At 54.8% G+C, this 20452-nt stretch carries 22 protein-coding genes; 15 read left to right on the top strand and 7 right to left on the bottom strand.

The window, feature by feature from the left end:
* Window positions 1–143: 143 nt before the first annotated feature.
* Together E4S61_RS21755 and E4S61_RS21750 are read left to right on the top strand one after the other, a co-directional pair.
* The gene (locus E4S61_RS21755; RefSeq protein ID WP_209309583.1) at window positions 144–785 is read left to right on the top strand and encodes an SWIM zinc finger family protein; all 642 of its coding nucleotides are present in this window, start codon (window positions 144–146) and stop codon (window positions 783–785) included.
* Between the two features lie 54 nt (window positions 786–839).
* Window positions 840–1742, top strand: coding sequence for a transcription initiation factor IIB (locus E4S61_RS21750; RefSeq protein ID WP_135306025.1), 903 nt, complete (start codon window positions 840–842; stop codon window positions 1740–1742).
* A gap of 550 nt (window positions 1743–2292) precedes the next feature.
* Here the strand turns inward: E4S61_RS21750 and E4S61_RS21745 are convergent.
* Complete coding sequence (locus tag E4S61_RS21745) at window positions 2293–2658, bottom strand: hypothetical protein (protein WP_135306024.1); 366 nt, start codon at window positions 2656–2658, stop codon at window positions 2293–2295.
* A 108-nt stretch (window positions 2659–2766) separates the two neighbouring features.
* Between E4S61_RS21745 and E4S61_RS21740 the strand changes: the two genes are divergently transcribed.
* The 5 genes from E4S61_RS21740 to E4S61_RS21720 all read left to right on the top strand — a co-directional run bounded on the left by E4S61_RS21740 (window position 2767) and on the right by E4S61_RS21720 (window position 5757).
* Window positions 2767–3207 (top strand): hypothetical protein, encoded by a 441-nt coding sequence (locus tag E4S61_RS21740; protein ID WP_135306023.1) that lies wholly within the window; start codon window positions 2767–2769, stop codon window positions 3205–3207.
* A 32-nt stretch (window positions 3208–3239) separates the two neighbouring features.
* Window positions 3240–4052, top strand: coding sequence for an N-6 DNA methylase (locus tag E4S61_RS21735; protein WP_135306022.1), 813 nt, complete (start codon window positions 3240–3242; stop codon window positions 4050–4052).
* A gap of 66 nt (window positions 4053–4118) precedes the next feature.
* Entirely contained in the window at window positions 4119–4367 is a 249-nt protein-coding gene (locus tag E4S61_RS21730; protein ID WP_135306021.1) for a DUF7389 domain-containing protein, read from the top strand.
* Between the two features lie 199 nt (window positions 4368–4566).
* The gene (locus tag E4S61_RS21725) at window positions 4567–4761 is read left to right on the top strand and encodes a hypothetical protein (RefSeq protein WP_135306020.1); all 195 of its coding nucleotides are present in this window, start codon (window positions 4567–4569) and stop codon (window positions 4759–4761) included.
* A 183-nt stretch (window positions 4762–4944) separates the two neighbouring features.
* Window positions 4945–5757, top strand: a complete 813-nt coding sequence (locus tag E4S61_RS21720) for a hypothetical protein (RefSeq protein WP_135306019.1) — start codon at window positions 4945–4947, stop codon at window positions 5755–5757.
* Between the two features lie 88 nt (window positions 5758–5845).
* On the opposite strand, the gene E4S61_RS21715 is transcribed toward E4S61_RS21720, so the two are convergent.
* Window positions 5846–6094 (bottom strand): HalOD1 output domain-containing protein, encoded by a 249-nt coding sequence (locus E4S61_RS21715; RefSeq protein ID WP_135306018.1) that lies wholly within the window; start codon window positions 6092–6094, stop codon window positions 5846–5848.
* A 238-nt stretch (window positions 6095–6332) separates the two neighbouring features.
* Here E4S61_RS21715 and E4S61_RS21710 point away from each other — a divergent pair, with 238 nt between their 5' ends.
* Both E4S61_RS21710 and E4S61_RS21705 read left to right on the top strand, forming a co-directional pair.
* Window positions 6333–7307: a hypothetical protein gene (locus E4S61_RS21710; protein WP_135306017.1), complete on the top strand. Its 975-nt coding sequence runs from the start codon at window positions 6333–6335 to the stop codon at window positions 7305–7307.
* A gap of 116 nt (window positions 7308–7423) precedes the next feature.
* On the top strand, window positions 7424–7762 hold the full coding sequence (locus E4S61_RS21705; RefSeq protein WP_394346466.1) for a TRAM domain-containing protein: 339 nt from the start codon (window positions 7424–7426) through the stop codon (window positions 7760–7762).
* Window positions 7763–8461: 699 nt separating this feature from the next.
* Here E4S61_RS21705 and E4S61_RS21695 read toward each other — a convergent pair.
* Together E4S61_RS21695 and E4S61_RS21690 are read right to left on the bottom strand one after the other, a co-directional pair.
* A complete protein-coding gene (locus E4S61_RS21695; protein WP_135306014.1) occupies window positions 8462–9163 on the bottom strand; it encodes a DUF7504 family protein in 702 nt (233 codons plus the stop codon).
* On the bottom strand, window positions 9163–10086 hold the full coding sequence (locus E4S61_RS21690) for a GAF domain-containing protein (RefSeq protein ID WP_135306013.1): 924 nt from the start codon (window positions 10084–10086) through the stop codon (window positions 9163–9165). The genes E4S61_RS21695 and E4S61_RS21690 overlap by 1 nt, the downstream gene beginning before the upstream one ends.
* Before the next feature lie 633 nt (window positions 10087–10719).
* Between E4S61_RS21690 and E4S61_RS21685 the strand changes: the two genes are divergently transcribed.
* Window positions 10720–11598: a mechanosensitive ion channel family protein gene (locus E4S61_RS21685; protein WP_135306012.1), complete on the top strand. Its 879-nt coding sequence runs from the start codon at window positions 10720–10722 to the stop codon at window positions 11596–11598.
* A 405-nt stretch (window positions 11599–12003) separates the two neighbouring features.
* Here E4S61_RS21685 and E4S61_RS26855 read toward each other — a convergent pair whose 3' ends face one another.
* Complete coding sequence (locus E4S61_RS26855; protein WP_135306011.1) at window positions 12004–12276, bottom strand: HalOD1 output domain-containing protein; 273 nt, start codon at window positions 12274–12276, stop codon at window positions 12004–12006.
* 381 nt (window positions 12277–12657) lie between these two features.
* Between E4S61_RS26855 and E4S61_RS21675 the strand changes: the two genes are divergently transcribed.
* From E4S61_RS21675 to E4S61_RS21660, 4 genes are all read left to right on the top strand, one after another.
* Window positions 12658–13479, top strand: a complete 822-nt coding sequence (locus tag E4S61_RS21675; protein WP_135306010.1) for a YihY/virulence factor BrkB family protein — start codon at window positions 12658–12660, stop codon at window positions 13477–13479.
* Window positions 13480–13831: 352 nt separating this feature from the next.
* Window positions 13832–14617, top strand: coding sequence for a mechanosensitive ion channel family protein (locus E4S61_RS21670; protein ID WP_245180899.1), 786 nt, complete (start codon window positions 13832–13834; stop codon window positions 14615–14617).
* 67 nt (window positions 14618–14684) lie between these two features.
* Window positions 14685–15512 (top strand): IS5 family transposase, encoded by an 828-nt coding sequence (locus tag E4S61_RS21665; protein ID WP_135306008.1) that lies wholly within the window; start codon window positions 14685–14687, stop codon window positions 15510–15512.
* A 547-nt stretch (window positions 15513–16059) separates the two neighbouring features.
* Window positions 16060–17334 carry an outer membrane protein assembly factor BamB family protein gene (locus tag E4S61_RS21660; protein ID WP_135306007.1) on the top strand — a complete coding sequence of 425 codons (1275 nt, stop codon included), beginning with the start codon at window positions 16060–16062 and terminating at the stop codon, window positions 17332–17334.
* A gap of 303 nt (window positions 17335–17637) precedes the next feature.
* Here the strand turns inward: E4S61_RS21660 and E4S61_RS21655 are convergent, their stop codons facing one another.
* Entirely contained in the window at window positions 17638–18513 is an 876-nt protein-coding gene (locus tag E4S61_RS21655; protein WP_135306006.1) for a hypothetical protein, read from the bottom strand.
* Between the two features lie 293 nt (window positions 18514–18806).
* Between E4S61_RS21655 and E4S61_RS26000 the strand changes: the two genes are divergently transcribed.
* Entirely contained in the window at window positions 18807–19523 is a 717-nt protein-coding gene (locus tag E4S61_RS26000) for a hypothetical protein (protein ID WP_209309582.1), read from the top strand.
* Between the two features lie 389 nt (window positions 19524–19912).
* Here E4S61_RS26000 and E4S61_RS21645 read toward each other — a convergent pair whose 3' ends face one another.
* Entirely contained in the window at window positions 19913–20347 is a 435-nt protein-coding gene (locus tag E4S61_RS21645) for a hypothetical protein (protein WP_135306004.1), read from the bottom strand.
* Window positions 20348–20452: the final 105 nt, after the last annotated feature.

The following is a 20452-nucleotide window of genomic DNA, read 5'->3' as shown; positions in this document are numbered from 1 at the left end:
CTGAGTGCTTCAGACGGCGATTTTGTGCGCCCCAGTGGGGTGAGGGGCGTTCCAGAAAGAACGCTCATCGCCTGTACCAATGTCCACTGCTATCGCCATCCTTGAAGCATCGCTCACGACCGTTGCTGTCCTGGAGGTCGCCGATGACCAGTAACCATGCCGACGTGGACGACCGGACAGTCGCTGCGCTGACCGAAGTAATGTCCGTACTGGATTCAGTTGGGCGAGTCCGAAACGTGCCGGGCCTGTATCTAGTCGTCTCCTCGTCAGGGTCGGAATATCTGGTCGATATGGCCGAGGGACGCTGTGAGTGTCCGGACGATTCGCATCGGCCGTCTGTTACCTGTAAGCACCGCCGTCGGGTCGCGTTCGTCATCGGCGAGCGGCCAATTCCCGAGTGGGCGAATCAGGATGCGCTGGATGACCAATTCGGGTTGCACGTCGACGCCAACTCAACACGGGCAGTCCCCGACGGTGGCGTCGCCCAGGTCACAGCCGACAACAGCAGTGTCACTCAGTCAGGCAACGGTCCGTTCACAGTCGAACCCGGCGACGATCCACGAACGAAGCGAGCGAAACGCGAGGCTATCGATGTTTCCTTCCTGCAGAAGCCCGGCCGGTACGAGGTGTATTCAGAGTTAGACAGTGTGTACATGGTAGACGTACTCGAAGAGACGTGTAGTTGTCCGGATGAGGCGTCTCGTTGTAAGCATCTTCGGCGGGTCGACATCGAGATTCGAACTGGGTTGGTCCCACGACCCGACGGCCGACTGCCCGATGCGTAGGCAGTCGACTCTCGGCGAATTTTATGCCTCCCACAGAGGGTGAGGAGTCTTTCAATGTCTTCACAAACTGTCCAGCGACACGAGTCGAGCGTCCCGATACAGCGCTGTCCCGAATGTAACGGCGACCTCGTACAGACCGATCAAGAGACCCACTGTGAATCGTGCGGGCTCGTCGTTGGGGATTCACCTGTTGATTACGGACCCGAGTGGCGGTCGTTCGACCGTGCAGAGCGCAAGCGGACTGGTGCGCCCCAGACCGTGACGATGCATGACGGCGGTCTGTCTACCGAAATCGGACTTGCCGGCGAGGAAGATCTGTCGTCGCAGAAACGCCGGCGACTCAATCGTCAGCGACGGCTACACGGTCGGTCGAAGTTCGAGTCTAAGCGAGACCGGAACCTGGCGCATGGGCTGGGCGAGATTCGGCGACTGGTCGGCGCACTAGAGTACGGACAATCAGTTCGTAAGCAAGCGTCGAAGCTCTTTGAGCAGGCACAGGACGCAAACCTGCTAGTCGGACGGTCGATTGAGAGCGGGGCGGCAGCAGCCGTCTACACCGCCTGTCGATGCAACACGGTCGTCCAGATGGATGAGATCACGGCGAAAGCCCGCTGTTCGAAACAGGCAGTGTGGACTGCATATCGGGCGTTCCAGACTGAACTGGAAATTCCGATTCCCGTCCAGCGGCCGGTCGAATGGGTATCGAAGGTCTTCTCCGAGCTACCAAGAGATATTCCGATCTCGGTCAAGCGAGACGCAACCCAGATCGCAGAACGAGCATCTGAGTCTGCGGAGATCAACGGTGGTCCAGTCGGTATCGCCGCATCGTGTGTGTATCTAGCAAGTGAGCACGCCGATATTCGACTGACACAGACGACGCTGAGTGATGCGGTGGATATCTCGGTGAAGACGCTTCGAACATGGTTCCAGCGGCTTCAGCAGATTGCTGCCGCATAGCTTACGATGCAGTAGTGTCACGTTCGAAGGGAGGCCCATGGGAGCCAGCAACTCCCAGTGAGGGCGGCGTCGCCCCGTTTCACATATCAAGGCGACGAACGGTCGACGTCAGTGCTGGAACCGTACGTGCCATGGATTGGCACTCGGTAAATGTTTTCTGGTGGGCTTCTCGAACTGCAATTTGAGCGTTTCCTGTGAATTAGCTGCGCAGCATGGATTGTAATGCCTAATTCTCAGTAGCTCTTCTAGCCTCTGAGAGTCGACTGGACGGCTGCTAAGCGACCGAACGGCCAATAGAGTTTTAATACATTCTCGCTTAGCGATAGTTGCACGAAATCAACCGTGCGTTCAGAGACACGGTCGCTGCCGCAATAGTGACCGTTGGTCAAGGGTGCGAGTTTGGTAGTGGGATGCTGTCTGGATCCGAATAAGGTCCGGCCAGTGCGGTTCTCTCACTTTCCAGAAGGGAGGCCCAACATGAGTGCAGTTCTATCTTCGTGGGAGTTCGTCTCTCCGATTACTTCAGACAGCAGAGCCAATACCTCACAGCTCACGGCTTTCTGCTCGGGATAGCGACGCCATTGAGGGTTGCCCGCTGTCGAAGGGCACAGAGATGGGAGCAAACTCCGGTCTCTGTGAAGTCGCCACAACTGCACCAGCCTGCATAGTCGCCTGCTGGTTGTTGAGCGAGGCTACAGTTCGCTGGATGGCTGTCGTCGAGCGTGACGACGAACAGGTCTGGTCGGCCGCCGTGTTCGATAGTCACGATCGCTTCGAGGGCGGCGCTCCACGTTATCGGTCGGGTTTCCCGAATGGCCGGAAAGTCGAGAGCGCGAGTGCCGTCAGGTTGGACCGCGACGTAGGTCTCGATGCTGGTGGAATCGCTGGTCGGGGTGGGGGACTCGGCTGTTTTCATGGTGAGTCCGCTGTGGTGTGTACTCGTCCCTCATAGTGCAAGAAAGTTACGATAGAGAGCTTTTCTCCGCGATTTTGTGCACTCTCCGGTGGGTGAGAGAGACCAGCCATGGGTAGCACACAGCGATCAGGCACGACGCTCGAATGGCGCTGGAAAGACGAGACTGACAACCGAGCTTTGCCCGAGTCTTGGGCGACAAAGGGCCAGGAAGAACCAGTCGGGGAGGATGAACAGCCACTGTACGCGATTCAGTGTCGGGGTGGCCTCCTCCTGGAATGGACAGTCAATCGGCAAACCAACGCGCCTGTCGCCGGACCGAACCGAGAGCGACCAGCGCTACGTGTGCTGTACGTCACTCGTGACGGGCAGCAGGCCGCCGTTCGTGAATGGGACGCGACTCACGAAGGGACCAGTTGGACCCCCGAGTCGAACTTTGCGAGTGTCATCGCCAAAGCGCCCGCTGCTTGTGATGACACCGACTCTGAGAACCACGCCACCTATCGGTCGCTCGTCGAGGAGCGCTACGACGTCAAGTCCAGTGACCGCTGAATTCTCTGCGCTCTCTGCTGGGTGAGAGAGCCATGAGTTCCCCACAGATAGAGTGCGACGGGATCGTCGCGATGCTCGACCAGATTCGCCAGCGCGGTCACAGTGACCACACGGTCTTCGAGGACTGGGTCGACCTCATGCTGTACGCCCTGCAGCGACGGGACGACCCGTACCGGGATATCGTCGACAGATATCGTGACCGCGCCGATATGGACCAGCCCGACGGGCAGCGTTCGGGCGATCTCTTCTCGAAAGCGTTCGGTCAGCTTCAAGACCGAATGGCCGCCACCGACGCTGATGTCCTCGGCTCGGTCTACGAGGAGTACGGGATGGGGAGCGATGCATTCGGCCAGCACTTCACGCTCCATTCCGTCTGCGAGATGCTGGTCGAACTCACTGACGTCGTCGACGAGTCTCGCGACAATCAACGTCCGACAATCACGGACCCCGCATGTGGTAGCGGACGGATGCTTCTCATGGCCGGGCGCAAGCAGCCCGAGGCGTTGTTCGTCGGGCAGGACAAAGACCCGCTCTGTGCGAAGATGACGGCACTGAACTGTTGTTTCTTCAATCTCGATGCCTACGTGATTCAGGGCGATTCTTTGACCGTCGAGTACCAGCGGGCGTGGCGGACATCGTTCTCGTCACTCGGTGGCACCGTGCGTGAACTCGACGAGGACGAAGTAGCAGCCCTTCGAGACGCGATGACTGGGGCCGAGGAGACACCACCTAGGAGCGACACGGACGACGCTGCAGGACAGTCCGAGAGCAGTCCGTCCATTCCTCCCTCGACACTACCCGACGGCGAGCAGGCGTCGCTCCTGGCGTTCGACGGTGACCGCTAACCCAGCCGCGATTTTCTGCACCCCCGGTGGGTGCGGGGCGTGTTCAAACACGTCCCGAAACAATCCATGACCGACGATACCACCGCAGACGACATCGAACGCGTCGAACGAACAGACATCGGAGCCAGTATCGAAGCACGGCTCAAACGTGGCACAGGCACTCGTGACGAGGACAACATCACGATCAAGGGGAAAGGCGACAGCGCAGCAGATGCCCTCGAAGAGTTCGAGATGCTGCTCGCAAAGTACGAAGCGGCGTACAGCGACCGGCTGCGAGCGATTCAACCGTCACAGGACGACGAAGGCGAGCTATAGCAACACGCGACAAGTGGCAGTACTATATTTATCAGGCTTTGTTGGACCCTATTTTCAGACACTCTCTCGCGTGAAACGGCCGGTAGTTAGGGTTGCGTACTGAGTACAGGCTACTGGCAGTCACTCGGTTAATCAAAAAAAAAATCTGCGTGAAAACCTTCGGGGTTAATCCGAATTCAGAACCTAAGTATAGCATCTCATGACCGAGAATAGCATACCGAGGGATACACCCCGTAACGAACCACCTTCTGCCGACGAAGATGTGGCGAAACTCCGCCTTCAATTGAAGCACCTCTCACTCGAAGAACTAGAAGCAAAAGAACTCGTGAGGTGGAATAGAGACGAACACGTTGTGAGGAAAGGGTCAAAATTCGGCGAGAAGAATACCAACTAAAAGTTTCTGCGAAAAACGGCGAAGATCGTTATTTCATTCCCCTATATTGACCACGTCAAGTCAGAATAGATCCTCTTCTGTGGATTTCAACAACACCAATTATCGACATTCCAGCCGAGATCTGAGGGAGGTTCGTCGCTCGTCGATTTTGTGCGACCTCCAGCGAGTGGAGGCATTCCACAGATGCACGCCGAATCAGTTGACGGAGTCGAACCGACCTTCCTCGAAGAAGCACCCATCGGTCCCGATATCGACCGAGTGCTTGTCGCCGAACACGGCTTGCCCTTCTACGTCGACGTCGACCGTCCCGAGGACGTGCCTGCTGACGAGACCGAGCAGATGATTGATCTCGCCGAACGAGTGCTCTCTGCCGGCGGCCATCGGACTGGCCTGGGGCATCACGAAGACATTCGACAGTCGATGGCTGAGTGGGCGCCCGACCGAAACGAAGACCGAGCGGCCGATCCGGGCTATTGGCGGCAGATGATGTTCGCTCTCTCGCCTCGAGAGCGGAATTTCGGCTGTCTCGAGGGGGAGTCCGACGAGCGAGTGAAGAAGGCCAAAACCGTGCTGGCGTGGGCAAGTGACTGCATTGGTGCAGATATCCTAGAGACAATCGAACAATCTCAATTCGACGATATCGAGCAAGCCTGGCGGGATGCTGTCGCAGCCGAGAAAGAACGCCGGGAGATTGAGGCCTTCGCCGCAGATCCGCCGGCTGAGTATGCGGGCTGGTCCCGGTTCGATGCTACTCATGATTCGGTTGAGGTCGCCTATGAAGCGGAGAATCATGGGACGCCTGTGGTTGCAGCCGTGTACCGGACGACCGAGGGCGAACGTGTAGCCCGAGAGTTCACGGCGACAAAGTGGGCTCGCAGCGGGGAGAATCCTCGCAACGCCCAATGGAATCGGCCCTGTGTGAGCAACGCAGGCGAGGGGGCCTATGCACGTCTGTGGTCGCATCTGCAGACGTTCGACGTCGAGCCTCGCCAGTAATATTCTCCATGAAGGGTGTATAATAGATTCTCAGGGCCGTTCAGTCCAGAGAGACAACAATCGGATGTTCGGTAGGACCGTTTCTCGGTCAAGTGTGCTCATATTGCTCTGTAACAGGCTGCTCTTCAAGACTAATTGCGCCCTTTTCGTCGACAGTCACTTCGTGTCCTGCATAACCGAATGAAATTCTTCCGCCGGACATCTGTTCGACAGTCGTCTCTAAAGCATTCGGATTGATAGTGTCATGCAGTGGCGGCAGCTCAGTGATGTCGCTATTGGTCGTTGTCGCTACCTGTTGGACGACTTGTTCGGAGATCGTGCTACTCGGTTGTCCCATGTTGTCCCCTCACTAACGGACAGTACATAAGATTTGTCAGATGACTATACGTATCTCGGCATTTGAAACTATACCTCGGTAGATTCGTATAGAGACGCTCTTTTCTGAGGGATTTGGAAACAGCTCAACGATAGTGAATCGTCTGTAAGCACACTAACTAACCCCCCGCTATCGATGTGTTTTCTGCGGCACCGCGGTGGGATGGCGTTTATCAATGAAGACGAGAACATCCATATGTGTGACCGATCGGAATCCCGAATTTGACCCGGCTGATATCCGTGGGACTGCCAGTTCGGATCCCGAGACAGCGAGTGCTAATCGAGAGGCGCTTTCCGGGAACTATCCAGACGATGGTGTAGCGGCTGATTCCGGGACCTGTAGGACCTGTTGGCGAGAGACGCCCGACGGCCGGCCGCAGTGTCCGTTCTGCGCCCAGAACGGTGTTGCCGAGTCAATAGTCGAAGGTGGCGAGACGACCGAAGAGTGGTCGTTCGGTCGCGTTGTCATCGCGGTTGTCGAGGCTACCAGCAAGTACCATGCGCGGGCGCTTGGGGCTGCGGCCTTTGCAGTGAGTGACGATCTGACGACCGACGCCGAAACGCGTGCTGAGGTCAAATGTCGGGCAGACTTCGACACCGAGCCAGCTCCACAGTTGACCGCGGGATGGCCGGCACTTCCAGATACTGTCCGGGTTGATGCAGTCGTGGGGCAGACAATCTTCTCGACCGCTGTCGAGAAAACCGAGTGGAATGATGTCGAGACCGAGCCAGTACTTTTCGTCGAGGACGGCGATGGGTTAGAGAAGTATAGCGAGTTCGAAGCGCTGGAGGCGGTAATCGCAGAGAATGATGAAAACTACTGGATCGTGCCCGGAGTCGTCCAGCGGTATGCTGCCGGGGAGTCTGTGGATACTGCATCGACGTTCTACTGTGTCGCGTGTCAGGAACCGGCGCCACACTCCTTTGCTGGCAGAGACGGGATTGGTTCGTATCCAGTGGTCGGCCGGTCGATCTGGGCCTGTGACGCGTGTGGGCAACCGCGGTTCGTCGACGACGTTGCAAGTGAGACGAATCAGGAGTCATCTCGTGAGTGGCTGCCCGAGGGGGTCTCGTACGAGGATGTCCACGCAGGCGAGCCGTTACCCCACGAACGCGAATTCAACCAGCAGATTACGGACTACTACGAGCGCCGTGAACAGTATCCGTGGCAGTAGACTCAAATAGACAGCCGGTGACGTCCCAACAAACGAGGTTGTCTGCATAAATGGATATTCCGCCACAACTACAGTGTTTGTTTTCGGCTGAGATTGAGGAGGATAGTGAGTCGTTCGTGGTTGACGTTCCCGAGAACGAGATCCAAATCGGTAACATAGAAGCTGGTGAGACGTATCGGGTCGCGCTCCTTCCAACTGAATCAAGTCCGCCACGACGGGACGCTGGCAGACAATCGAATGAAACACAGGGGCCGCCAGTCGAAGAAGGGGAGACGCGTCGGGTCGAAATCGAAGATATTGGCGAGCAAGGTGATGGAATCGCGCGAGTTGAACGGGGGTATGTCATCATCGTCCCCGAGGCGGAACTCGGTGAGCGTGTGGCTATCGAAGTTCACGATGTGCAATCGAATGTGGCCTTTGCTGAGGTGACCAAGCGGCTCCCGCTCGACGAGTGACGTCAAGGGCGTTTCTCTTGACCTCATCCGTTGTCTGTGTAGCGCAGCGATTTGAGAAAGATAATGTCCAGATTCGCCTTGCTCGCGCTACCAGCCACTATCGAGTTTATGTCGTGTTGAGCGAGGTTGTGAGCTGTTGCTGTGTGCCGAGTCCGGTCTGGAAGCGGTCAACAATCTGTGACTGATGGTCCTCACAGGCAAGCACAGCAACTGCACCATTTTGGACTGGAATCACAGGATGGCGTGGATTGTGGGCGGCGAGGTGACAGCTGGGGCAGTTCACACCGCCAGCAGGGTGATGGTCGAGGAGTTCAGCAGTGTCTGTAGTTGTATACGCACAGATATTGGTAAACTTGTTGAGGTGAGCGTCACAACCTACTAGCGGCACTGTGAGCTGATCGAGGAGCAGAAATGAGGGTGTGTCGTTTGACTGGAGCGCAGACTCACACGCAGGACATTGAACCGGCGGCTGACTCAGAGCGTCGGCCGACTGGGTGGAAGACTCTGCTGGACACATACTGAAGAGTGTGGACCGGCTCGGTTTCCCACGCGGGTAAGTGCTGGGATAGACGTGTTATTTCGCCTAACTGAGCAGCTGTATTAGTGAGAGGCTCCTCTCACTGACAACGCGTAATGGGCAGCTCAATGGCTGTTCACCTCCCTCACAACTTGTGACCCTTCTCTGAAAGAGAGCGCTTGCTACGGCTGATGCTGCTGTTGATCCTGTGGACGCGCGGAGACCTGACGCCACGATGGCGATTCAATGCCCAACCCGCGGGCTCGTACTTCGGTATTATCGTCATCGGTCATCTGGACGTCGATAGTTCCGTCGCAGTATTGTTCGATCACATCGACTGTCAGATCATCCTGCATCGAGCTATCGAGCACGAACACGCCCAGATCATCAGTTGCGATGACCCGGCCGGAGAGCATATGAATGAAGCGGGAGACGGCCTCTAGCTCGGCGTGGGCGATCAGCGCTGAGACGGAAAACACGCCGACGCGGACGCGATCGTAGCCGCGTTCCAGCAGCGTCTCGTAGAGCACTGAGAGTTCCATCTGTATCGCCGTGAGATCGCCCGGATCGTCAATCGATTTCTCGTGTTCGTCGAATCGCTGCTGATCGTCTTCAAGGCCCGAACAATCGACGATTCCGACTCGATCACGATCGAGGGTCTCCACCTCGTGGGCCGCTCGCTCGAGAAGGGTGCGGCCACTGGTATCGGCCGAGAGTAACAATACCCCTTCGTTACTGCTGGTGCCCGCGAGCATTAGACGGAGCGCCACGTCACGAGCGCCCTGTCCGGAAGACCCACTGACCAAAATGTTGGTTCCTGGTTGTACGGTCTCTGGCTCTAGGTCTGGTGGGAACGTGAACTGTGGCCCGCCGTTGGACGCCATTAGCGTCCTCCATCATCGCTGGTATCGGCAGGACGAGTAGCCTGCATCTCCGCCCCGTTCTGGCGTTGTCTCAGCACTGTGAGCCAGTCCATTACTTCGGCTGCCAACAGTTCCAGATATGCTTCGTCTTCGTCGGTGAATTCGCGGGGTGTGTCGTCGTAGATACACACTGTTCCGATCGGATACCCCTCCTTCGTGGTCAGGGTCGCGCCGGCGTAGAAACGAATGTCGAACTCTTGCAGGAGTTCGCTGTCCCCAAAGTGGGAGTCTGCTCGAGTATCTTCGATTACGGTCACTCCCTCACTCAGAATCGTATAGGTACACAGTGACTGCTCACGGGGTGTTGTCTCCCAGTTCTCGCCGTGGCAGGCCAGAAATTCCTGGGTCTGTTCGGTGATGATATTCACCGAACTCTGGGTCACGTCGAAGTGGACAGCAGCCAAATCCGTAATACGCTGGATTACTGGAAGGAACACTTGGGCATTGAGATTGTACGCTTCAAGGGCTGTGAGGCGTTCCCGTTCGGTCGCTGGCAGCGGATACGCAGTTTGACTCCGCTGTGCTGCCGTGGTTCGGGTAAGTTGAGCGATTCGCGTCTCTGACTGGGCGCTATCTTTCTTCACGAACTCGACGACGTGATCGTTCGCTTCGGCGGCGATCAGCTCGCGATCGGCATCTGTACAGATGATTACACCCGTATCCGGTGCTACCTCTCGGACGTGCGAAATGAGTTCTAGACCGGTTCCGTCTGGGAGTTCATACTCTGTGACGAGACAGTCGATATCTCGATCGGCAACGATCTCCTGTGCCGCTGCGAGTGTCTCTCGTTCGAGGACTTGGCACGCTGGCTCCTCAACTAACCCGTCCAGTGGGGCCGTCCAATTTGTTTTCGGATCAACGCAGAGGATGGTGAGTTGTGACATGGTGTTAGTTGGGACTGTCTTTGGTGTCTACTCGATATCTGCTGGTGTGGCTGTCAGCGCACGTCGGGGTACACCCTGTCTTTGTGACCAAGTTTGAGCACGGAATACTGTCTCGCCTACTGAATGAGGCTTCGAGATACAGGTCCTGCTAGCTTCGATACCAGCGACCGCTTTGTATTGGTGCCCTTTCATGAGTTATGATACCACAGCGCACCCTATAATGATATGGTCGCCTATCTCGCGCAGGTTCGATACCCATGCGATAGATGTCTCTGTAAACTACCGCTTGGTGGGTGTTGCTGTAACGAAGCGGCTTTTTAGGGCTAAGTGGTATCGGTCGCCGCCACCAATTCATCGTAGAATGCCGTGAGGAGAGTTTCGAGCTCTTGCTCCACAGTGCCCGGCGCTGCTTCCCAGAGTTCGACGTCAAGCTCCTGTGTGGCTGTTACCTGGCCGTCTGTCGCGGTGAGATGAATAACAAATGCGGTCTGTTGTACATAGCGCCCGATTAATTGCGGACTGCATCTATCTCATCATATGCCCCTTCAATATATATTGGTAGTATAAAACTCCTGAATAGATTATAAAAATGCGTACTTATAACTGCTCAGCGTAATCTTTGCTGAGCGTACTATGCTTCCATTACAGGCGGTACCGTTAGATCCACAGCAATATATTCCGCCGGTCGTGAGCGCAGCTACGACTGTCGTGTTGTTCATCGTCGTGTTTGCGCTCATCTACCTGCTCGGAAAGTCTCTCATGTCTCGGACAGTAGAGAAAAGCCTTGAACACCGGAACTTCGATAGAACACTTATTGATCTCGCAGTGAGTGTGACCGTTGCAGTGGTCGCCGTCGTTGCGGTGGCGCTCGCCGCCACTGTCGCTGGCTTTGGCGTCGTTCTCGCTGCATTCGCGACATTGGCCGGTGCGCTCGCACTGGCGGTTGGCTTCGCCGCCCAGGACTTGATCGCCAACTTTGTCGCGGGTGTATTTATCATTCAAGACGAACCATTCACGACGGGCGACTGGATCGAATGGAACGGGAACGCTGGTGTGGTCCGAGAAGTTCAGCTTCGGGTTACCAAGCTCGATACGTTCGATAACCAGCTCGTTACCGTCCCCAACAGTGACCTTGCGAATGCGGCGCTGATCAACAACGAGGCAAACGATGAGCGCCGAGTCTCGGTTGGCTTTGGCATTGGATACGAGGACGACATCAAGCAAGCACGTGAGGCTATCATCGACGAGGGGTCACGCATCGACGGTGTCCTCGACGACCCCGAACCAACTGCCCCCGTGACGGAGCTGGGCGATTCGGCGGTCGTGCTTCAGGGTCGGATCTGGATCGACCCCGAAGAACACAGCTATGGGGCAGTTCGTGCCCGGTTCCTCGAGGCTGTCAAGGAGCGCTTCGACGCTGAAGGGCTCGACATGCCTTACCCCAATACGGAACTCTCCGGTGGGATCGAGGTTACAAACGCTGGCGAACTAGAGGCGACTGCCGACGACTGACGCTGCGTCTCACAGTCGATTTCGGCACGTCGTTGCTATCTTCGTTATTTGGTTGAACTAATTAGAATCAAGTAAGCTATTGACGAGATATACTCGCAACCAGCTATAACTACCTTATTTTGTATCATAAGGCGGGACACACTCATACTGCGTGTTTGTTCGCTGCCGTGGCACCGACAGCGCTCATTAACCACACCGTCTCTCCTGTTCCGCAACAGCAGTCAGTCCATTCATGTCAATTAGGAACGGCAGCAACCACGACCAGACAGGCACGGACTAATGAAGTTCTTTCTTTGTGAGGCACTCGAACTCCCCCGGTCAAGGCCAGAGCCCTATTTACGAATCAACCGAAGCAGAAAGAGAAAACAGCGAGTGGAGTGACCGATTGGCTCAGTATCCGGGTGGCTACTCGGTCTCAACGAATGTTGCAGCTCCATCTTGTTCAACAGTAATTCGAAAGCCTTCATAGGTAAATTCGACCACCATTTGTGCCTCCTCTGACGGTGGGTCCGAGAATAGATGTGCTAAGACTTCCTCGGTACAGTTCCAAATTGCCCTCAGGTCAGTTTCGTCTTGGCCCCGTAACTCAGCGACAATCGCAGCGACTTCTGTAGATGGGTTCTCTCGTTTGGTATCGAGCGTTCTACGTACGCTCTTGCTCTCGTGATTTTCAGTCATATGCTATATTTAGTTGGATCTCACTATAACTATCGGGCTGCTATTGCCATTACCCAGTAGAGTCAGTCCAACTCACGAAGCCTGATCAGGCGCATGTGGCTGAAGTGACTATAGCGGGTGAAGAGTTGATGGCGAGCAATGGGGGTTAATTCAGTGGGTATCAGGACTGGCGATACCGATGCGCCGGACTTTCTACCGTAAATGCACGAGAATATTTCCGAGGATGACATCGTGATATTCTTGGTGAACGTCTATGGCTTCGAGTGGCGACGAACCGTCGGTGATTCTAGTCAACTATCTCTGGTTGCCTACGAACTGGGATCGTTGAAACACGCTTCTCTATCCCTGTCGATTACAATGCTCGACTGAGATAGGGAGACTATGAACCTTGAGTCGGTGATCTCGCAAGCAAAACCAGTCAAGGATATCTTTAGTGAGAAGAACGTGACGTTTCTCGCAGGGAGTATCGCCTACAGTGCGTTCGTTTCCCTCGTTCCGTTGATCATGTTCTTTCTTCTCGCCGTCTCCATATTCGGAGTCCCTGAACTACAGGACCAGATCATCGCCGTTGCCACAGAGAACGTATCTCCGGCAGTTGGTGGCATCATCGAAGTGATGATCGAACAACAGCGGAGCGCCGATTCTGGATCAACTCTTAGTGCAACTCTCATCGGCGTGCTCACACTCGTCTGGGGGGCGATCAAGATCTTCCGTGGCCTCGATACTGCCTTCTCGGAGATTTACGAGACGACCGGGGCAGAGTCGTTTCTCGGGCAGATCAAGAAGAGTCTGTTAATGTTATTGACCCTGACGTTAGGGATCGTCGCGATGGTCGGTGCCACCAGTATCGTCGCGTTCTTCTCGTTTCTCCCGTTCATCGAATTCGTGGTTCCGCTAGTCCTTGTTGTCGGGCTTTGTCTGGCGTTTTTCCCGATGTACTACTTGTTCCCGGACATCGATGTCGAACCACGGGATGTGCTTCCCGGGACCATCGTTGGGGCTGTCGGATGGGTCGTCCTGCAGGTATTATTCCAAGTGTACGTGTCGCTAAGTGGTGGCAGCGGTAATCTCATCGCGAGCATTCTGCTGTTGGTTACGTGGCTGTACTTTGGTGGCGTCATCTTGTTGCTGGGAGCTGTGGTCAACGCAGTCGCTATCGGCCGAACTGACGAAATTATGGCGGAAGGGAGTGAGTCATCTTGAATATGGCTCTGAACCGCCAATATCACTCCATCTCAACTCGGCTTGAAGTTATTTAAGGGTATTAAACATTGTATAAGATATTTTCGACATATTGTTCGTTTCGTATATAATTAGAACCGGTTAGTAAACGGTAGTAATTGTATATTAGATACTATACGAACAATATACAAGTAAATATATAGTGAAGCTAAAGCTAAGTAGAAATTAGTTATATAAATCCCCGGACAGTAGAGGCGAGTGCTTGTGTCCGTATTTCTCCGAAGAGATACGAGACACAGGGAATACCATGACAGCTACATACGCAATTGGAAGCAGTATCGCCTTACAGACAGTCCCGGATTCCATCCAACCATTGGTCGATGGGCTCCTTTCGGCTGTCCCGTTAGTCGTTGGCGCACTCATCATCCTCTTGTTGGGGTGGATTTTCGGTCGGATACTTGGCGGCATTGTCAAGCGTCTCGTCAGGCGAATTCGTCCATCACAGTACACTGCAGAGACACCCCTCGAACCGGCAGGCGAACCAGATGACGATATCGCACAATCGCTTGGAGATTTAACCAAGTACGTCATCTATCTCCTCGCGCTGCTCGCCGTGCTCGATTATCTTGGGATCGCCATCCCTGGAGCGTTTCTGGCAGGCATCGCCGGTGGTGCCGTCCAGTTCGTTGTGGCGATCGCTATCCTCATCGCAGGAGTTGCTATCGGTCGGGTCGTTGGCGATCTCGTTGCGAATATTGTCAGCGGGTTCGGTCTCACCCGGCACACCCGAGGAACGCCCCTTGCCGACGCGACTGATTCGGTCGGTGGCATCGGTCACGCTGCCGGGAAGCTTGCGGAATATCTTATTTATTTCCTGGCGCTGCTGATCGCACTCGATTATGCCGGCATCAGTCTCCCCGGGGTGTTCCTGACGAACATCGCTGGCGGTATCGTCCAGATTATCGTCGCAGCCGTTATTCTCGTTGCTGGGATTGCTATTGGCCGATTCGTTGGTGATTTCGTCACGACCCTCGTTGGTGGGTTCGGTTTCGACGAGTACGTTCGTGAGACCCCGTTTGAAAACCCTACTGCTGCAGTTGGTGGGGTCGCAAACGCGGTCGGAAAGACGGTTGAATACCTCATTTATTGGCTCTGGTGAATCGCTGGACGGCGTCGGCTTCGACCGTCAGAACTAGTGGAATGAAGCGGGAAACCGCCGATGGTTCATGTCGAAGATCTCCCGCTTCACGAGCAAAGCGGTTCAGTTAGCTAAAAATGCTGTCGGTGGCCGAGGCGAAGTCGCCGCCCCCGACGGGGGTGGCGGCTTCGCCGACTACGCCGTCGTATCGCTGCATTGTCTGCGGGTTTACTTGGAGAAATCTTACCGAGAAGCACTTGATTTGCTGAGCGAGATGCCTCAAATACTCGGGGAGATCGGCCTCAACGCGGCCGATCTCCCCGATCATTCCACGCTAGTCAAGTGGTTTGACAGAATCAAGACAGCACTCTGGCGAGTGCTGCTGCGCCTCTCGGCGCAGCTGCACGAGCCGAGCGGTCACGCCGCAATCGACGCGACGTTTTTCGACCGCGAAAACGCGAGCAAACACTACTGTCGGCGGACGAATTACCGGGTTCAGACGCTCAAAGCGACAGCTCTCGTTGACACAGAAAGTCAAGCAATTCTGGACGTTCACTGTACGACCGAGAAACGCCACGATACACAGCTCGGCTGGCAGGTCGCCCGCCGCAACGCGGGCGACCTCGCCAGCCTCGCTGCGGACAAAGGATACGACTGGATGGAATTACGCGACAAACTCCGCGAAGAGGGCGTGAGGCCGCTGATCAAACATCGTGAGTTCCGGCCCATCGATCACGCGCACAACGCGCGGATCGATGGGCCTCGATACCGCCAACGAGCGATGTGTGAGACCGTCTTCTCGACGATCAAGCGCACGCTCGGCGACGCCGTGCGTGCGCGAACTTGGTACGGTGAATTTCGAGAACTCGTCCTGATGTGTGTCGTTCACAACATCAAGCAGTCGCTGAAACCGTGAAATCAAGCTACGTCTGGCGATTCACCACGGCCGAATTCGCGGAAGAGATCACCATTAGCGCTGGCCAAGCGAGGAGTATGTCTACTGTTGCAACTCAATCAGGAGAATATCGTATTTCAGTGAACACAGCCGTTGCCTCAACGGAATGGGTAGCAAGTACTGACCAATGTGGAGACTATCTTTTCAAAATAGTACTGACTAAAGCGGAGATTAGCCGTCAGCAACCCGGATGCGACTGATTTGTCGAAATGACCTGTATAGAACATGGATGCTCGAAATATTGTATGACCGAGGACCACCCTGTATGAACCGTCGCCGATACCTCTCCAGCATCTCAGCAGTCACAACAGGAGTTACTTTGTCTGTCCTTAGTGAGACAACGCGGTCTAGAGAATAGATACTGCCCCCGACAACGTATCGCACTAGCGTCGCAGTATCCAAATTGACCGGTGTAGAGTCGCTATGTCCGATAAAGACCGCTCAGTTTTCCGTTTCAACACCACACTTCACACAAAACTTATGATAGCAGTTTGACCACAACTAGCTGATGCCTCCCCGCACTCGTAGAACCGTCCTCCAGTGGAGCGGGCTTGCCCTCGGTGGGCTGCTTACCGGCTGCACCGGTAAGACGTCACCTGATCCCGCTTCAGCAACACCGTCTGGGCCGACAGCGACAGAGACGGCCGAACAGTTCCCACCACCAGAGCCGACAGCGGGTGCGCCTCAGGATCCAAAACCGATGCCAACGACGACCGAGTGGACGCGGTTTCAGGCCGATACAGGCAATACAGGTCATCGGCAGGATGTGACGGCAGTCCCCAACACACCGGCAGTCTACTGGCAGTTCTTTGTCCAATCCTCACCACCGGTCGTAGCTGACGGCACCCTCTACACAACCGAATACAGCAGGAAAAACGCTCTCGTCGCTCGAAATGCTGCTACCGGGCGAGTACAGTGGACGACACAAGTCGAAAACGGTGGCGCGCTCGGTATGCCAGTCGTCGACGATGAGACGATTGTCCTGCAGAGCTACAGCCTGCTTTTTGCCTTCGACCGCCAGACGGGCACCCAACTATGGAAACAGGATATCGGCCGCGGTCCACCGGGATCACCCGTTGTCGTTGACGGAACTGCTTACCTCGCCAACGGATCGTTTGCAGAGTGGGCTACTGAAGCCTTCGCGTTTGACGTAGCAACTGGGGAGAAACAGTGGCAGACCGAGCTCGGCACAGGCGAATTACATCTTCGAGGCTCCATAGCTGTCGCTGACGATCTGCTGTTCGTCGTCGATGGTGACCTCGTCGCACTCAATACTGCTGATGGCAGTGAAGCTTGGCGAGTCAGCTTTGCTGTCCCTACTGAGACGACGCCATCTGTCGCTGATGGAACGGTCTACGTGACCGATACGGCCGGACACCTTCACGCAGTCGCAACGGCAGACGGAACTGAACACTGGTCGGCAAAGGTGGGGAAACCCGACCGAGGAACAGCTGCTGCTGTCACCGGCGACGACGTATACGTTGGCACTGAGACAGGCCTCCACGCGCTAACCGCTGCCGGAACGAACCAGTGGCAGTTCGATATGAACCAAGCGACGACGCCGACTGTCGGGACGGATGCCGTCTATGTTGGTGAAGGCGGATACGACCACCGAACAGTGTTCGCGATCGGTCGTGACGACGGCGCTAAACGCTGGCAACATGGGACAGCCGAACAAACGATATCAGATACAGTACAGGCAGGCGTTCGTGGGCCACCGACGCTAGTTGAAGGTGGCGTATACGTGGTCGCAGCTAATGGGATGTATGCGTTCGGACGATAGTCACTCGTCAGCTATCCAAGCAAACTGGAATACTCTGCAGCCGTCAGACGACCGCTTGTCCACTCACTCTATCGCGGATCCAAACGCTCGCTGGGTGGATATTGATTTACTCTCGGAAACAGTCGCACTGATCGTGTCTGGGGCCATGCAAGCGTTTATACGAGAGAAGACCCAAAATTAGGGTGACCAATGAGTCTTGATGAGGCGGTTGACGAAGCGCTCGCGACGTACAATATGTCGCGCAGCCAAGAGGCCGAAGAAACGGGCCGAACAGTCGCCACGCTCCAAGACTAACGACACTCCTTAGTCGAGGGTCCGAATCTTTTCAGCGAACGCTGCTTTCGATAGCGCTGGCGTTTCCTTCAAGTCTGGATACCCTGCGCGTTCGACGGCCTCCTCGACGAACTCGATCCATAGCGCTTCGTGCTGCTCCGCATAAGCGATCTTCGCCTTACTCGGGTACATATCCAGCTCATATGCGGTCAAGTCGATTTCGACCGCGTGTTTGCGCTCAAGCGTTCTCGCGCCGAAGCGGTACAGATGCTTGAAGAGGACGTTCTTCCGTCGAACAGTCAATAGCCGCTTTGACTCGTTGATGTACTCGTTCACCCACTCCCGCCAGTCGTACGATTCTGGACCGATTTCGACGGACGTGTCCGGCATCGAGAAGTCCGGATTCAGACGCCGGAGGTAGAACTGGACCAGTGCGACAGCCGTCCGGTGGTTAGCGTTCGGAAGTGCGTGTTTCAGAATCAGGTTCGAGGCAAGTCGACCCGCAACAGCTGTTGCTGCGCCCTCCCACGCCGTCCGATCAAGCACGTCAGGCAGCGCGTCGACGTCGATCTTCTTGTATGCCTCGACAGGAACGCCTTCTTCCTCCTCATTCTGAGCGATGAGGGCGCGGTAGATCTCAAGCAGCCGAACGACGATGGTGCTGTTGTCCTCGCTCATCTTCGCGAGTGACTCATTCAGGTTGAAATCGATTTCACGAACAGGCTCACCACCGACGCGGGATGTATAGATGACGTAAAATTCTTCGTCGATATCGTATGCCTGGACCTTCACTGCGACGTCGTCATCGTAATCAATGATCTGCGAGACGATTTCGACCGGGTCCGAATGTACGTAGTCAAGAGAGAATTGCTTGTCACCGGGATGGTGGTAGTAGACGTGACCCATTTGCGTACACAGTAGTCATCTGCGCGTAGTAATCAAGGTCACGAGCGAATAATCTCGCTGTGTACTATTCTTTGTCGAGTCGGAAGAAGTTCAGCTGATATTCTCGCGGAAGGATCCCACCGTATTGGAGAGGCCCTCTATAGTGACCGGTCTGGGTGTACTGAATACAGCGGAGCGGGACTGAATACGCTATGAGGATGAGCGTGCGAACTGTTCAGGATGTAGGATACCACCACTAGGGCTCTGCTCCAGCTGACACAAAGCCTATGCGCCATACATATAGACAGGTTATCATGTCGGAGCCGTCCCGTCGAGATGTGTTAGCCAGTCTCGGAGGTTCGATCGTCATAACTGGGTGTTCGTCACCGTCTTCTAACGAAGAGATACCAGCGTCAACTGGAACGCAGAGGTCGGAGACACCAACTACCACGAAAGTACAGGAGACGGGGACACCATCATCCACTAAGATAGAGAAGTTGCTGAATGAGAAAATTACCATATCGAGTACAATCCAATCACAGCCGAGTTCAAGCGAGCCCTCAATCATCGAATTCACCCTCTCGAATGAGACGAAGACAGAACTAACGATTCTCCCTAGTGGAAGTGGCCAGGCTTTGGAGAAACTACGGAACTACAAGTACAATGCCGGTGAATTTGAGGTGATCCCGTATCCAGTTAATCCGGAGCACATGGGGTATGGTCCACCAGTATCCGAAAGCGCTGAGAAAACTGACTGTTGGCGGCTGCCGGCTGATTTCTCACAAATGGTTGAGGATTCTGTATTCGAACTCTCAATTCAAGCCGATGAGACTTATTCAAAACGTCACTATCTGTTCTATGAGGGACCTAGTGACACCTGTCTCCCTAGCCATGAATACGAGATGGTCACCCAATTAGGGGTGATTAGACCGACAGGAACCGAGACTGAAGTACGACTTCACAGCCAACTCACCATATCTGAGTCACAACAGCTCACAGCAAATTCTCAGTTTGAGTTCTATTCTGCCTAATGAATCAGCAGTCTGCACTGAGCGATCTGGATGCAGTGATTGCAGCGGAGAACAGCTGACTGAGCTGTGAGGGTAAGCGAGCGGATTATCCATACTTTTAGTTGCCTTTGATTTGACCATTGAAGTGATGAATATTCCACTGATTCTTTTCGGACTCGGCTTATCTATGCTTGGAGGATACAGCATTATACGGCCACAGGAATTGGTTGATTTCGGTTCAGGAAACAGGTTTGAGAATTCTGAATTATCTGAACAGGGGATGCTCATTCAACGAGGAAAAGGCATGTTAGTCGTTTTCCTCGGTATGATGACACTCTTCGTTGGCTTTATGGTCTAACGCTAATCGTCGCTACTCTGTCTCTACTGCGTCTGCAGCATAATGAGGTATTCTATGACTGCTCGTGTTGCATTCCCTCGGACGAAATTACGATAGTATGCTGCTCTGCCAATCCACCTTTCTCTGTAATTGTGACCTCTGTTCCAATCGACCCTCTATTTTCTACCCAGACATCAAACCGGTACTGTCCCGGTTCGTCGATAAATATATCTTGCTGAAGTGTGTCACCGGGAGTTACCCGATAGAGGGCCTGAAATTGGATATCTTGATTCCACTCTGGAGGGGTTGAGCCAGACTCTAACGCGATTTTTGGGTCATATGTTCCAATCAATATCGAGATCGTTCGTTGTTTGTTGGGTTCCTCATCACCATCGAATTTGATGGTGAGACTGTCTGTTGACTGAAGCGCACCAACGCTACTACAGCCAGCCAGAAACGACACACCACCAAGAACTCCGAGGTGCTTCAGCGCTTTTCTTCGGTTCATGATATCTGAATAGATAGTGATATCATATATAACCTTTCAGTAGGGCCGTTTCTGGAAGGATACAACCACTCTATCTCCACCTCGATTCTGAACTATTCTGGGAAT

Origin of the sequence: Haloarcula amylovorans (genome assembly GCF_004681185.1) — an archaeon.
GTDB lineage: Archaea > Halobacteriota > Halobacteria > Halobacteriales > Haloarculaceae > Haloarcula > Haloarcula amylovorans.
The sequence above is the reverse complement of the archived record's forward strand: the minus strand, read 5'-3'. Positions and strand labels throughout refer to the sequence as shown.